This window comes from Streptomyces griseocarneus (assembly GCF_014655595.1).
Classification (GTDB): domain Bacteria; phylum Actinomycetota; class Actinomycetes; order Streptomycetales; family Streptomycetaceae; genus Streptomyces; species Streptomyces griseocarneus.
Map to the genome: position 1 here is coordinate 475,133 of NZ_BNBL01000003.1, position 13,312 is coordinate 488,444.

At 74.8% G+C, this 13,312-nt stretch carries 14 protein-coding genes; 6 read left to right on the forward strand and 8 right to left on the reverse strand.

Features of this window, described 5'->3' with window-relative positions; genetic code table 11:
* Positions 1-88 precede the first annotated feature (88 nt).
* The 7 genes from IE295_RS10850 to IE295_RS10880 form a co-directional block, all read right to left on the reverse strand.
* Positions 89-1,081 (reverse strand): tetratricopeptide repeat protein, encoded by a 993-nt coding sequence (locus tag IE295_RS10850; protein ID WP_086572405.1) that lies wholly within the window; start codon positions 1,079-1,081, stop codon positions 89-91.
* 225 nt (positions 1,082-1,306) lie between these two features.
* Positions 1,307-2,494 (reverse strand): HD-GYP domain-containing protein, encoded by a 1,188-nt coding sequence (locus IE295_RS10855; RefSeq protein WP_190063481.1) that lies wholly within the window; start codon positions 2,492-2,494, stop codon positions 1,307-1,309.
* Positions 2,495-3,090: 596 nt separating this feature from the next.
* Positions 3,091-4,434 (reverse strand): HD-GYP domain-containing protein, encoded by a 1,344-nt coding sequence (locus IE295_RS10860; RefSeq protein WP_190063341.1) that lies wholly within the window; start codon positions 4,432-4,434, stop codon positions 3,091-3,093.
* Positions 4,435-4,611: 177 nt separating this feature from the next.
* The gene (rsrA, locus tag IE295_RS10865) at positions 4,612-4,932 is read right to left on the reverse strand and encodes a mycothiol system anti-sigma-R factor (protein ID WP_190063342.1); all 321 of its coding nucleotides are present in this window, start codon (positions 4,930-4,932) and stop codon (positions 4,612-4,614) included.
* A complete protein-coding gene (locus IE295_RS10870) occupies positions 4,929-5,615 on the reverse strand; it encodes a sigma-70 family RNA polymerase sigma factor (RefSeq protein ID WP_224323048.1) in 687 nt (228 codons plus the stop codon). Before IE295_RS10870 ends, rsrA begins: the two co-directional genes overlap by 4 nt.
* 304 nt (positions 5,616-5,919) lie before the next feature.
* Positions 5,920-6,561, reverse strand: a complete 642-nt coding sequence (locus IE295_RS10875; RefSeq protein ID WP_224323047.1) for an alpha/beta hydrolase family protein — start codon at positions 6,559-6,561, stop codon at positions 5,920-5,922.
* Positions 6,562-6,605: 44 nt separating this feature from the next.
* The gene (locus IE295_RS10880) at positions 6,606-7,430 is read right to left on the reverse strand and encodes an SOS response-associated peptidase (RefSeq protein ID WP_190063344.1); all 825 of its coding nucleotides are present in this window, start codon (positions 7,428-7,430) and stop codon (positions 6,606-6,608) included.
* Positions 7,431-7,471: 41 nt separating this feature from the next.
* On the opposite strand from IE295_RS10880, the gene IE295_RS10885 reads away from it, so the two are divergent.
* From IE295_RS10885 to IE295_RS10900, 4 genes are all read left to right on the forward strand, one after another.
* Complete coding sequence (locus IE295_RS10885; RefSeq protein WP_190063345.1) at positions 7,472-8,197, forward strand: M50 family metallopeptidase; 726 nt, start codon at positions 7,472-7,474, stop codon at positions 8,195-8,197.
* Positions 8,198-8,246: 49 nt separating this feature from the next.
* On the forward strand, positions 8,247-9,617 hold the full coding sequence (gene aroA / locus IE295_RS10890) for a 3-phosphoshikimate 1-carboxyvinyltransferase (protein ID WP_190063346.1): 1,371 nt from the start codon (positions 8,247-8,249) through the stop codon (positions 9,615-9,617).
* A 16-nt stretch (positions 9,618-9,633) separates the two neighbouring features.
* Positions 9,634-10,638: a ribosome small subunit-dependent GTPase A gene (gene rsgA, locus IE295_RS10895; RefSeq protein ID WP_190063347.1), complete on the forward strand. Its 1,005-nt coding sequence runs from the start codon at positions 9,634-9,636 to the stop codon at positions 10,636-10,638.
* Positions 10,639-10,726: 88 nt separating this feature from the next.
* Positions 10,727-11,050, forward strand: a complete 324-nt coding sequence (locus tag IE295_RS10900) for a DMT family transporter (protein WP_190063483.1) — start codon at positions 10,727-10,729, stop codon at positions 11,048-11,050.
* A gap of 47 nt (positions 11,051-11,097) precedes the next feature.
* Here IE295_RS10900 and IE295_RS10905 read toward each other — a convergent pair whose 3' ends face one another.
* Entirely contained in the window at positions 11,098-11,739 is a 642-nt protein-coding gene (locus IE295_RS10905; protein WP_190063348.1) for a TetR/AcrR family transcriptional regulator, read from the reverse strand.
* A gap of 136 nt (positions 11,740-11,875) precedes the next feature.
* On the opposite strand from IE295_RS10905, the gene hisN reads away from it, so the two are divergent.
* Positions 11,876-12,670 (forward strand): histidinol-phosphatase, encoded by a 795-nt coding sequence (gene hisN / locus IE295_RS10910; protein WP_190063349.1) that lies wholly within the window; start codon positions 11,876-11,878, stop codon positions 12,668-12,670.
* Positions 12,671-12,865: 195 nt separating this feature from the next.
* Positions 12,866-13,303 (forward strand): CBS domain-containing protein, encoded by a 438-nt coding sequence (locus tag IE295_RS10915; RefSeq protein ID WP_190063350.1) that lies wholly within the window; start codon positions 12,866-12,868, stop codon positions 13,301-13,303.
* Positions 13,304-13,312 lie beyond the last annotated feature (9 nt).

Consider the following 13,312-nt stretch of genomic DNA (forward strand, 5'->3'; position numbering starts at 1 on the left):
CCGCCGTATGCCTCTCTCACAACCCGAAAGCAATATCTTGCCCTGAATCCACTGGGTCTCTACAGGGTACGGGGGCCACGGCGGCCGCTCAGCAGACCTCTTCCAGATCCCGCCATTCACGGGTGTCCGGGCTGTCGGCCACCCAGCCGTCGAGCAGGCCCCTGACCAGCCCCGCGGGCGCCGCGATGCCGCACTCGCGCTCGGGCACCCACAGGGAGCCCGAGCCGGAGCCGGCCGTGCGGTGGCCCAGCGGGCCGGGGTGGCCGGGCTCGCTGTGATCGTGCGGGTCGAGGTGCTCGCCGTCGCCCTCGTCGCTGGGCATCCGGCTCTCGGAGCACGTGCGGCACAGCAGGCGCACGGACGAGGACCAGTCCTCGGCGGCGAAGCCCGCGTCGGCCGCGAGCCGCTCGAGCGCGTCCCGGTCGGCCTCGGTGGCGGCCTCCAGCAGGACGACCCAGGTGGGCACGGGCGAAGGGGCCCACAGCTCGATCTCGTCGAAGACCGGGTACGAGGGCCCGGCGGCGGTCACCCGCTCGCCGTGCGGGACGCCGTCGTGCAGCACGACCTCGCCCCAGCGGCGGCCGGAGGAGGGCAGCGGAATGGACAGCACCTCGATGCGCGCCGGGTCGAGCCGGCGGCCCCAGACGACCTCCGCCTCGCCCTCCGGCGAGAGCCGCACGGCCGCGCTGCCCAGCTCCATCCCGGTCGGCTCACCGGCCGGGCCGCCCTCGCCGGGCACCCGCAGCCCGTACGCCTGCCAGGCGCGGCGGGCCAGCGGCCAGTCCTGCAGGGCGGTGGCGGCGATGCCGACGTTCCACCAGTCGGGCGCGCCGGTCTCGCGGTCCAGCAGCGCCACCGCGCGCAGCCCCGCGGCGCGGGCCTGCTCCCAGTCGTGCCGGAACTTGTGCAGCAGCGCGAGGTTGAACCACGACTCGGACAGCCATGGCTCCATGTCGGCCGCGCGCGTCAGCAGCGCTCCCGCGTCCTCGTACCGGCCGTCGCCGATGAGCGTGAAGGCACGGTCGGTCGCCTGCCGCCACGAGGCGGAAGGCCGGTGCCGTACCTTGCCGAAGATCCTCACGATTCCCGCCTGCCGGTTTCTGCGTGTTCTGCGTGCCACCACGCCGGATGGACCGGGCGGTGAAAGCCGCCCTGTCGGACCTCCTTGCCGACGACCCCGCGCACGACACCCCCCGGTTTCCGCTTTCTCGCCATTCTCTTCGTCTCTTCGCATCCAACCATGCCCCTTCGGACGCCCGCTCATTACCCGTGGGTTCGGCGGGCCAGTCCCCCTTCACCCCCGTTGTCACGGGCCGGATGGAGCGGGGCCGCCGCGCGCGAGCACCGCCGCGAGCGCCTCCACCACCCGGGGCTCGTGGTCGTGCGCGGTGGCCAGACGGAGGCGCTCGAGGGCGCGCAGCGGGCCGCACGCCGGGTCGCCGGCGAGGTCGTCGTAGGCGTTGACGGTCCGGACGATACGGGCGGTGAGCGGCTGGTCCCGGTACGGGTCCGCCTGCCGCTCGACCGCCAGGACGACGTCCGCCGGTACGCCGGTCCGGCGGACCACGGCGCCGCCCAGCAGCGCGATGCGGCGGCGCTCCTCGGGCGGCAGCGGCTCGGTCGCCCCGGCGGGGACCGGCACCGGGAGGGAGAGCTGGCCGATGTCGTGCATCAGCGCGGCGTGCTCCACCACGGTGAGGTCGGCCCCCGACAGGCCCAGCTCGCGGCCGACGGCGCGGCCCAGCGTGGCGACCCGCCGGGCGTGTCCCGGCCGGGTGTAGCCGGCGATCTCGGTGGCGCGGGCCAGGGAGGCGACGGTCTGGCGGCGGGTGGCGCGCACGGCCTCGTAGCGGTGCGCGGACAGCTGCGTGACCAGCAGCGGAAGGCAGAACACCGGCAGGGCCCACAGCCCCGCCGCGGCCACGGCCAGCGTCATGACGACGCCGCCGGCGCCGATGGCCGAGCCGACGCCGGGGAGCGCCCTGAGCTCCTCGAGCAGGAGGACCCCGTACGGCCCGCCGCCGGCGCGGGAGCGGGTGATCGCCGCGGCCAGGACCGCGTCGCACAGGGCGGTCAGGGCCAGGAGCAGCAGGAGGAAGAGGGGGTAGTACGGGCTGGGGGCGCAGCCGTGCAGCGGCTGGAAACAGACGGCGGCGAAGGCGGCGTTGAGCACCCGGCGCGCGAGCCGGTCGAGCGCGGGCGGGCGGCCCACGGCTCCGGCGAGGGTGGCGCCGAGCACGACGGCGACGACCTGGGCGGCGCCGTGCGAGGCCGGCTCGCCGCCGACCTCGCCGAGCAGGGCGTACGCGAGGGTGCCGGCGGACCCCACGGGCGCGGTCTCCCGCGCTCCGGCGCCCGCCCGCGGCGTGCGCCGGGCGGCCTCGCCGAGCGCGATCAGCACGCCGTAGGCCAGGGCCACGTGCGGCTGGGCCACTCCCCGCCACGCCGTCCACGCCAGGGCGAGGACCGCCGTGACCCCGGCGAGGGCGTGCACCCCCCGCGCGAGCCCCCCGGCGGGGAGCCGGCCGCGCCCGCCGGAGCCGCCGGGAGCGCCGGCAGTGCCGGGAGCGCTCCACTCCGGCGTGTCGGGCGCGGCGCGGCGCGGACCGCGGTCGCCCGCTTCCGCCGGCGTGCCGGGCCGGTAGGGCGCGGCCGGAGCGGAGGGCCCGCCGTCCGGGCCGGGCCGGGGTGCCTGGGGGGCCGTGCCCCGGGCGCCACCGGGCCCACCGGCCGTCGGCTCCGAGGCTCCCGGACCGGGCCACGGTGCGTGGGGGGCCGTGCCCCGCGTCCCGCCACCGGCCGGTGGCTCCGGTGCGCGCCGGCCGGGCGGGGCCGGGGCGGGCCCGCGGCCACGTACGCCGGCGCACGGCGAGACGCCGCCCGCCTCCGGAGCGCCGCCGCCCCACCCCCGGGCGGACCGCTCCCCGGGGGGCGCCTGCGCGCCGGGCCGCTCGGGGCCGGACTGGGCCGTCGAGGCGGCCGGGCAGGCGCCCGGGGGCCCGGCCCCGGGCGCGGCGGCCGCGGACGGGTCCGCGGCCGCCCGGCAGGCCGGTGCGTCACAGCAGGTCAGGCCCTGCGGCGGTCGTGTTCTCATCCGGGACCACCCCGGTCCGTACGGTCGCCCGCCGCAGGCGGACCCACGGGGGCACCCGGGACGGAACAGTGATCAACAGGGACGTTTCGGCTGGACGGAATGACAGCTTCCGGTCGCCAGCCATGGCGGTCGAGGGCGCGCACCAGCGCGTCGACCATGCGGGGGTCGAAATGGGAACCGGAGCAGCGGTCGAGCTCCGCCAGGGCCACCGGCACGGGCCGGGCGCGGCTGTAGCTGCGGGTGGAGGTCATCGCGTCGAAGGCGTCGGCCACGGCCACCACCCGGGCGAACTCGGGGATCTGACGGCCCGCCAGGCCGTAGGGGTAGCCGGTGCCGTCCAGCCGCTCGTGGTGGTGGAGGATCGCGGCGCGGGCCTCGTCGAGGAAGCCGATGCCCCGGACCATCTCATGGCCGTACTCGGGATGGAGCTCGATGATCCGGCGCTCCTCGGGCGTGAGCGGGCCGTCCTTGCGCAACACCCCGGTGGGCACGGCCAGTTTGCCGACGTCGTGCAGCGTGCCGGCGAAGCGCAGTGCCTCGAGGCGGTCGCCGCCGATGCCCAGCTCGCGGGCGATCAGCACGGACGCCCGGCCGACGCGCTCGCTGTGGCCCCGGGTGTAGCGGTCCTTGAGGTCGACGGCCTGCACCAGCGCGCGCACCGTGGCCTGGTGGGCCGCCCGCTCGCGGCGGCAGCGGCCCTGGACCCAGGAGGCGACCGACACCGGCAGCAGGGCCAGCAGGGCCGCCGGGGCCCCGTAGGGGCTGTGCCACAGCAGCGCCGTCATCAGCCCCGTCGGCCCGTGGGCCAGCGCCGGCAGGAGCGCCGCCGGCACCGGCCCCCGCCAGGCCGTCCGCGGTGAGCGGCCCTCGGCGGTGACCAGCACGCCGCCGTCCAGGACGGCGGCGACGAGGGCGAGGACGAGTCCGGCGGCGACGGCCGGAACCAGCGCGGCGGGGACGCCGGCCGCGTCGGGCACGCGGGGGGCGCCCGGCCCGGGACCGTAGACGTACGAGGCCGCGGCGGTCGCCAGCGAGGACTGCGCCGCGTGCCACAGCCGCCGCACCCACACGGGGCGCCGGCCCACCCGTCCCATGAGCGCCCCGGGCACCGGCACGAGGGCGGCGGCCGCGGGCGGAAGCAGCACCGCCGCGGCGACCAGCACCGGCGGCGTCAGGGGGCGGCGCGGCAGCCGCTCGGCCACGGCGCAGACGGCGGCGAGGAGAACCACCTCGCCCCAGGGCACGGCCGGGCCGCCGCGTACGGCGGGCGCGGCGCACACCGCGGCGGCGAGCACGGCGCACGCGATATACGCGCGCGCCGCCGCCGGAAGTGCCCACATGGCGCGTCCTCCCCGACCCTTGGACATGGCGTCTGGATGGGGAGAATAGGCTCAGGAAAGCCCGGAAAACCGCGCACGGGGAATCCGCCGTCCGTTCGGGTGACGTTCCCCGGTGCGGTGGTTTGGATCACTGCCGTCGCAGGATCCGGCCCGCGCCGCGAGCGCGGCGCGCGGACGTCAGTCCTGCTGCGCGGCCTCGGCGGCCCTGGCCTCGGCCACCACGTCCTGCTCGGGCACCGCGTGCCCGGCCCGGATGAGGTCGATGCGGCCCATCACCTTCGAGCGGAGGTCGGCCGGCACGTCGTCATGGCCGCAGCAGCGCTTGACCAGCTTCTTCACCGCCTGCTCGAGCCCGTACTTCTCCAGGCACGGCGAGCACTCGTCGATGTGCACCTCGAACTTGGCGCAGTCGCCTTCGGGCATCTCGTGATCGAGGTACTCGTAGAGGTGGTCGAGGACTTCAGAGCAGTCCGTCTCGTGCGGGTCTCCGCAGCTCATGAGTCCGAGCCTTTCCGATTGTGCGACTCGTCGGAACCGTTCTGCGCGGGAGCGGTCCCGGCCGGGACCAGACCGCGCTCGCGTGCGTAGTCCTCCAGCAGTCCGCGCAGCTGCCGGCGACCCCGGTGCAGCCGGGACATCACCGTGCCGATGGGGGTACCCATGATGTCCGCGATCTCCTTGTAGGCAAAGCCCTCCACGTCCGCGAGGTAGACCGCTATGCGGAACTCCTCGGGAATGGCCTGAAGGGCCTCCTTGACGTCGGAGTCGGGAAGGTGGTCGAGCGCCTGGGACTCGGCGGAGCGCAGTCCGGTCGACATGTGCGACTCGGCGCGCGCCAGCTGCCAGTCCTCGATCTCCTCGGACGCGCTGCGCAGCGGCTCGCGCTGCTTCTTGCGGTACGAGTTGATGAAGGTGTTGGTCAGGATGCGGTAGAGCCACGCCTTGAGGTTCGTACCGTCACGGAACTGGTGGAAGGACGCGTAGGCCTTGGCATACGTCTCCTGCACCAGGTCCTCGGCGTCCGCCGCGTTGCGCGTCATGCGCAGGGCGGCCGAGTACATCTGGTCGAGGAAGGTCAGGGCGTCGCGCTCGAAGCGCGCGTTGCGCTCCGCCGCGCTCTCGGCAGGCTCCCGCTTGCGGTTGTCGTCGGCCCCCGCGTCGATCCCAGTGACCGGACCCACCTCCTCCAACAACACGGCGGCGCCCGGACCGGACCCGCTCGAATCGGAGAATAGACGACGATCCGGTGCGCTCGCCGCTCCGGCCAGGGCCGACTGGGCCACACCCATGACCGCCCAACCCGGGTCGGCCGTCTGCGGGCGGGACGGGCATGCGATCGAACCCATGCGGGGAGCTCCCATTCCTTCGTCTGTGCCGGTACGTGATACAGAGACCACAACAGCGGCACCCGGTGGATCATTCCCGCCCGGACGAAGGCCGCCCAAGGGGCCCTTGCGGACCGCCCTTGACCGCCCCGGACCCGCGCTAGATCGCCTTCAGCCACATCCCGGCCGCACGGGTGATCACTTCCAGCGCCTCCTCCTGGGTGACGTCCGCCTTCTTCGGCACCGCGAAGCCGTGGTCGCCGTGCGGCACGACGACGGGCTCGGTGCCGGCCGGGAACTCCTCGGGGCGGCCGAACGGGTCGCGCTCGCCCTGCACCACGAGCACCGGCACCCCGGCGCCGGCCAGCTCGTCCGCGCGGGAGCGCTCCGGCTTGCCCGGCGGGTGCAGGGGGAAGCTCAGCGCGAGCACGGCCGCGGCGCCGAGCTCCGCCGCCGTGCGGCAGGCGACGCGGGCGCCCGCGCTGCGGCCGCCGGCCACGACCGGCACCCCCGGTGCGGCGAGGGCGGGCCACACGGCCCGCCAGGCCGCGTCGAGTGCCGCCGGCGCGGGGGCGACCTTCTTGCCGGCCACCCGCCAGGGCTGTTCGACCAGGGCGACGCTCACCCCGTCGGGCGGCAGGGCGGCCGCGAGCGCCCGCAGGTCGCGGGCCTCGACGCCGCCGCCCGCGCCGTGCCCGAGGGCGAGCACGAGCCGCGCACGGGGGGCGAGGTGCCAGTGGACGCGGGCGTCGCCGGCGGGGGTGGGCACGTCCTGGACGGTCTGCTCGATGGCTGGAGTCACGCCTCCATCCTGCCGGGCGGTCCGCCCGGAGCGGCGAGCGCCGCTCAGAACAGCGTCGACTCCTCCGGCGCGGGCAGTTCCTTCAGCAGCTCGGGCCCGTTGTTGCGGACGTCGCTGACGGCGGTGGCGACGGGGTACGCCCGCAGCAGCCCGGAGGGCGGGGGCGCCAGCAGCGGCAGCAGCTCCTCCGGTTCGGTGCGCGCCGGGTCGAGCCACGTCGCCCACCGCTCGGGCGGCAGCACCAGCGGCATCCGCGGGTGGATCTCCGACAGCGAGCGCGGTCCGGGCTCCGGCGACTCCCCCGCCCCCGCGAACGGCTCCCTGTCGGCCTCGGTGGTGATCACCGAGCACGTCGCCCACCAGGCCCGGGGGTGGTCGGGCGGCAGCGTCGGGTCGCGCCAGAACTCGTACACCCCGGCCATCGCCATGACCGAGCCGTCGGCCGGGGTGACGAAGTACGGCTGCTTGCGGGCGCGCTTGCGGCGCCCCTTCTCCTCCAGCTCGCGCTCCGCCTCGCCGGTGACCCACTCGTAATAGCCGTCCGCCGGGAGCAGGCAGCGCCGCGCCCCGAAGGCCCGCCGGAAGGACGGCTTCTCATGGACCGTCTCCGCGCGAGCGTTGATCATCCGCGCCGCGCCCTCCGGGGTCTTCGCCCACGACGGCACCAGCCCCCAGCGCAGGGCACGAAGCTGACGAACCGGACGCCGGTCCGCTGCGTCTTTCACAGGACGCTCGAGCACCGCGTAGACGCTCTTCGTCGGCGCCACGTTCCAGTCCGGAGCCAGCGTCTCCTCCGGTTCCCACTTCTCCACCCCGAAGAGCCCGGCCAGGTCCTCCGGCCGCCGGCTCGCCGCATATCGACCGCACATGAGTGCCACACTGCCACGAAGACGCTAGGAGCGGCTCAGAAATGGACAACAGCACCACCGCCACCGACCTGTGGGACCGTTCCTCGAGCGTCTTCGGCACCCAGCCGCACCCCTCGGTCTGGCTCATAGCCGCCACCGCCGTCGTCGCGCTGGCCGCGGTGACCCCGCACGCGGTGTGGCGGATCACGCGCAACGCCGTCACCATCGCCCATGAGGGCGGTCACGCCCTGGTGGCCCTGCTCAGCGGGCGGCGCCTGGACGGCATCCGGCTGCACTCCGACACCTCGGGGCTGACCGTCTCCCGGGGCCGGCCGACCGGCATCGGGATGATCCTCACCGCGGCCGCCGGCTACACCGCCCCCTCCCTGCTCGGCCTGGGCGGGGCCTGGCTGCTGGCCGCCGGGCACATCACCGCCCTGCTGTGGGGGGCGGCGGCGCTGCTGGCCGCGATGCTGGTGATGATCCGCAACGCCTACGGCGCGCTGACCGTGGTGCTCGCGGGGGCCGCGTTCGTGCTGGTGTCGTGGCTGACGGGGCCCGCCGTGCAGGCGGCGTTCGCCTACGGGGTGGTGTGGTTCCTGCTGCTGGGCGGCGTCCGGCCGCCCTTCGAGCTGCAGGGCAAGCGCCGGCACGGCGGTGCCCGGGACTCCGACGCGGACCAGCTGGCGCGGCTGACGAACCTGCCCGCGGCGGTGTGGCTGGGGCTGTTCCACGTGGTGACCCTGTGCTGCCTGAGCGGGGGCGGGCGCTGGCTGCTGGGGCTGTGACCGGGCTTCTCGTACCGAACCACGACGAGAACGTCAGTAAGGTAAGGGCATGACCGAGAGCCCCGTGCACCCCGACCTCTGGCCCGCTCCGTTCGCCACCGGAGCGGTCGACGCGACCGTCACCGTACCCGGCTCGAAGTCGGTCACCAACCGCGCGCTGGTCCTGGCCGCGCTCGCCGCCGAGCCGGGCTGGGTGCGCCGCCCGCTGCGCTCGCGCGACACCGTGCTGATGGCGGACGCCCTGCGCGCCCTGGGCGTCGGCATCGAGGAGACCGTCTCCTCCAGCTCCACCGTCGCGGACAGCTCCGACACCACCGGCGAGGCCTGGCGGATCATCCCCGCCCGGCTGCACGGCCCGGCCACCGTCGACGTCGGCAACGCCGGCACCGTCATGCGCTTCGTGCCGCCCGTCGCGGCCCTCGCCGACGGCCCGGTGCGCTTCGACGGCGACCCCCGCAGCTACGAGCGCCCCCTGCACGGCGTGATCGACGCGCTGCGCGCCCTGGGCGCCCGCATCGACGACAACGACCGCGGCGCGCTCCCCCTGACCGTGCACGGCGCGGGCGCGCTGGACGGCGGCCCGGTGGAGATCGACGCCTCCTCGTCCTCCCAGTTCGTCAGCGCGCTGCTGCTCTCCGGCCCGCGCTTCAACCAGGGCGTCGAGGTCCGCCACGTCGGCTCCGTCCTGCCGTCGATGCCGCACATCCGCATGACCGTGGACATGCTGCGCTCGGCCGGCGCCCAGGTCGACACCCCCGAGTCCGGGGGCGAGCCCAACGTCTGGCGCGTCTCCCCCAGCGCCCTGCTGGGCCGCGACCTGGTCGTGGAGCCCGACCTGTCCAACGCCGCGCCGTTCCTGGCCGCGGCCCTGGTCACCGGCGGCCGGGTCACCATCCCGGACTGGCCCGAGCGCACCACCCAGCCGGGCGACGCGCTGCGCGAGATCTTCACCGCCATGGGCGGCAGCTGCGAGCTCACCGAGGCCGGCCTGACCTTCACCGGCACCGGCCGCATCACCGGCATCGACGCCGACCTCAACGAGGTCGGCGAGCTCACCCCGGTCATCGCGGCCGTGGCCGCCCTGGCCGACTCCGAGTCCGTCCTGCGCGGCATCGCCCACCTGCGACTGCACGAGACCGACCGGCTGGCCGCCCTGGCCAAGGAGATCAACGAGCTCGGCGGCGACGTCACCGAGACCGAGGACGGGCTGCGCATCCGCCCGCGCACCCTGCACGGCGGTGTCTTCCACACCTACGACGACCACCGGCTGGCCACCGCCGCCGCCGTCATCGGCCTGGCCGTCGACGGCGTGGAGGTGGAGAACGTGGCGACCACCGCCAAGACCCTTCCCGACTTCCCGGAGCTGTGGACCGGGATGCTCGGCTCCGTCGCGGGGGCGACGTCGGTGCCGAGAAGCTGAGAGACCTGGAAGCACCATGCGCCGCTACGGCAAGCACACCGACGAGGACGACGTCCGCGTCCGCCCCAACCGCAAGGGCAACCGCCCCCGTACCAACATCCGGCCCAAGCACGAGGATGCCTCCGAGGGCTTCGTCCTGACCGTGGACCGCGGCCGGCTGCACGTCCTCATCGAGGGCCGCACCGTCGTGGCGATGAAGGCCCGCGAGCTGGGCCGCAAGAGCGCCGTGGTGGGCGACCGGGTCTCGGTCGTCGGCGACCTCAGCGGCGCCAAGGACACCCTCGCCCGCATCGTCCGCGTCGAGGAGCGCAGCTCGGTGCTGCGCCGCACCGCCGACGACGACGATCCCTACGAGCGCGTGGTCGTCGCCAACGCCGACCAGCTGGCGATCGTCACCGCCCTCGCCGACCCCGAGCCCCGTCCCCGGCTGATCGACCGCTGTCTGGTCGCGGCGTACGACGCGGGCCTCGAGCCGCTGCTGGTGCTGACGAAGTCGGACCTGGCGTCGGCGGAGACGCTGATGGAGTCCTACGGGGCCCTGGGCATCAACTACGTGGTGACCAGCCGCGAGGAGCTGGCCGACGGGGACGCCGCGCACCGGGTCCGCGAGAAGCTGGAGGGGCGGATCACCGCCTTCGTCGGGCACTCCGGCGTCGGCAAGACCACGCTCGTCAACGCGCTGGTGGAACGTCAGCGGGCGACCGGCCACGTCAACGCGGTCACCGGCCGGGGCCGGCACACCACCACGTCCGCGCTGGCCCTGCCGCTGCCGGACGGCACGGGCTGGGTCATCGACACCCCGGGCGTACGGTCGTTCGGCCTGCACCACGTGGACCCCTCGCGCGTCATCCACGCCTTCCCCGACCTCGAGCCCGGCACCGAGGGCTGCCCGCGCGCGTGCAGCCACGACGAGCAGGACTGCGCGCTCGACCAGTGGGTCGCCGACGGCCACGCCGACCCGCAGCGGCTGTACTCGCTGCGCCGGCTGCTCGCGACGAGGGAGCGGCGCGAAGGCGACTGATCGCCTACGTTTGCGAATGGCCGCGGGCGGCAAGTGCATGAAGAGCGCCGAAGCCCACGGGGCGGTCCACGAAACGGGAGGCAATCTGATGGCGTGGCTGCTGGTCGTGGTCGCCGGACTGTTGGAAACCGGCTTCGCCGTCTGCCTCAAGCTCTCCCACGGCTTCACCCGGCTGTGGCCCACGATCGCCTTCGCCTGCTTCGCGCTGGGCAGCTTCGGCCTGTTGACGCTCGCCCTGCGCAAGCTCGACGTGGGCCCGGCCTACGCGGTGTGGACGGGCATCGGCGCGGCCGGGACCGCGATCTACGGCATGGTCTTCCTGGGCGACCTGGTCTCCACGCTCAAGATCGTCTCGATCACGTTCGTGATCGTCGGCGTCATCGGGCTGCAGCTGTCGGGATCGGCGCACTAGGCCGGCGCACCGGCCCCGGGACGCGCCGGCCTTTCGGTGCGCCCACCTCAGGCGACGGGGCCGCCCAGCAGGATCCGTACGAGCCGGGCGACCTCGCCCGCCGCCTCCTCGTCCGAGCCGGCCGGGGCGACGACGTACGACAGCGTCAGCCGCACCGCCGCCTCACAGGCCCGCCGCACGCCCTCCGGACCGGGCTCCGCGTCCTGGGGGGCGCCGAGCGCGCCGAGCGCCCCGGCCGCGCTGTCGCGGATCCGTTCCGCCAGCGCGACGGGTGAGGGCGTGCCACGGGCCGGCCGCACGCCGAACGGGGTGCGGGGGGCCGGCAGGGGCGGGGCGGCGGCGGGCGGCAGGCGGTCGCCCCGGCAGCCGGTCAGGGCGGCGCGGACGAGCGGGTTCGCCCGGGCCGTGCGCAGCGTCCAGACGGCGGCCGCGGCGCAGCAGTCCCCGGCGTCGGCCCCGCCGCGGGCGGCGGTGTCGGCGAGGGAACGTTCCACCCCGGCCAGGAAGGCCTCCGACTCGCGGCGCACGAGGGCGCGGGCGAGTCCGTCCTTGCTGCCGAATTCGTTGTAGAGGGTCTGCCGGGACACCCCGGCGGCGGCTGCGACGTCGACCATCCGGACCCCGTTCCAGGGCCGGGCGCCGAGCGCCGTGAACGCCGCGTCCAGCAAGAGCTCTCGTGCCGCGGGCATCGTCGCCTCCCCGGCCGGACGGCCGCACGAAGGTTGGGGGCCAGGCACAGGATTGACGCGCCGCCAGACGGTGTCAAGAGTCCCGGCAGGTCGCGCCGCGCGTGACCTGGCGTTGGCCAGGGGTAATGTGCGGAGCATGTCGGACTACCACGATGATCTGCGCTTGGCCCACGTCCTGGCGGACGCCGCCGACGCGACCACCATGGACCGGTTCAAGGCCCTCGACCTGAAGGTCGAGACCAAACCGGACATGACTCCGGTGAGCGAGGCGGACAAGGCCGCCGAGGAGCTGATCCGGGGTCACCTCCATCGCGCCCGGCCGCGCGACGCCGTGCTGGGCGAGGAGTTCGGCAGCGAGGGCATGGGGCCGCGCCGCTGGGTCATCGACCCGATCGACGGCACCAAGAACTACGTCCGCGGGGTGCCCGTGTGGGCCACCCTGATCTCCTTGATGGTGCAGGGCGAGGGCGGCTTCCACCCGGTCGTGGGGGTGGTGTCGGCGCCGGCGCTGGGCCGCCGGTGGTGGGCGGCGAAGGACTCGGGCGCCTACACCGGCCGGAGCCTGCTGTCGGCCACGCGGCTGCAGGCCTCGCAGGTGGGCCGGATCGAGGACGCGTCGTTCGCGTACTCCTCGCTGTCCGGCTGGGAGGAGCGCGGCATGCTGCCGGGCTTCCTGGACCTGACCCGGGACTGCTGGCGGACGCGCGGCTACGGCGACTTCTGGCCGTACATGATGGTCGCGGAGGGCTCGGTGGACATCTGCGCCGAGCCGGAGCTGTCGCTGTGGGACATGGCGGCGAACGCCGTCATCGTGGAGGAGGCCGGCGGCCGCTTCACCGGCCTCGACGGGATTCCGGGGCCGCACAGCGGCAACGCCGCCGCGTCCAACGGGCTGCTGCACGACGAACTGCTCGGCTATCTGCGGACGTAACGGCTTCAAACCCACAAGGCAGTCGTAAAAATTAGGCAAAATATCATGCCTCGCGGACCTTGTCGGCCCACGCGACGGCGTGCCACTCTGGCACTCCCGACGCTTGTGAACTTGTGAACTCCGGCCGGAAGTCGACGGCCTCCGGTTCAGCGTTCCGGGACCGACCCGCAGTCCATGAAGGAGGTGGCGCAAGCCATGCTCGTCCGCGACGCCATGAGCACGGTGGTCCTCACCATCGGCCCGGCACACACCCTCCGGCAGGCAGCGCGGCTGATGTCCGCGCGCGGCATCGGTGCGGCGGTCGTCCTCGACCCCGAGGCCGGCGGCCTCGGCATCCTCACCGAGCGCGACATACTCAACGCGGTCGGGGCGGGCCAGGACCCCGACCGCGAGACCGCCCACGGGCACACCACCACCGACGTCGTCTTCGCGGCCCCCGAGTGGACCCTGGAGGAGGCGGCCGCGGCCATGTCGCGCGGCGAGTTCCGGCACCTGATCGTCCTCGAGGGCCACGAGGCCGTCGGCGTGGTGTCGGTGCGCGACATCATCCGCTGCTGGCTGCGCGGCGCGCGACGGGACCAGGAGCGGGACCAGGAGCGGCAACGCGAACGGGCCGACGCGCTGGCCGGGTGAGGCCGTTCG

Bases quoted from the DNA above. Each gene is read 5' to 3' on its own strand.
- IE295_RS10860 (WP_190063341.1), bottom strand. From the start codon at position 4,434: ATGTGGGCACTTCCGGCGGCGGCGCGCGCGTATATCGCGTGCGCCGTG.
- rsrA (WP_190063342.1), bottom strand. From the start codon at position 4,932: ATGAGCTGCGGAGACCCGCACGAGACGGACTGCTCTGAAGTCCTCGAC.
- IE295_RS10880 (WP_190063344.1), bottom strand. From the start codon at position 7,430: ATGTGCGGTCGATATGCGGCGAGCCGGCGGCCGGAGGACCTGGCCGGG.
- IE295_RS10885 (WP_190063345.1), top strand. From the start codon at position 7,472: ATGGACAACAGCACCACCGCCACCGACCTGTGGGACCGTTCCTCGAGC.
- aroA (WP_190063346.1), top strand. From the start codon at position 8,247: ATGACCGAGAGCCCCGTGCACCCCGACCTCTGGCCCGCTCCGTTCGCC.
- rsgA (WP_190063347.1), top strand. From the start codon at position 9,634: ATGCGCCGCTACGGCAAGCACACCGACGAGGACGACGTCCGCGTCCGC.
- IE295_RS10900 (WP_190063483.1), top strand. From the start codon at position 10,727: ATGGCGTGGCTGCTGGTCGTGGTCGCCGGACTGTTGGAAACCGGCTTC.
- IE295_RS10905 (WP_190063348.1), bottom strand. From the start codon at position 11,739: ATGCCCGCGGCACGAGAGCTCTTGCTGGACGCGGCGTTCACGGCGCTC.
- hisN (WP_190063349.1), top strand. From the start codon at position 11,876: ATGTCGGACTACCACGATGATCTGCGCTTGGCCCACGTCCTGGCGGAC.
- IE295_RS10915 (WP_190063350.1), top strand. From the start codon at position 12,866: ATGCTCGTCCGCGACGCCATGAGCACGGTGGTCCTCACCATCGGCCCG.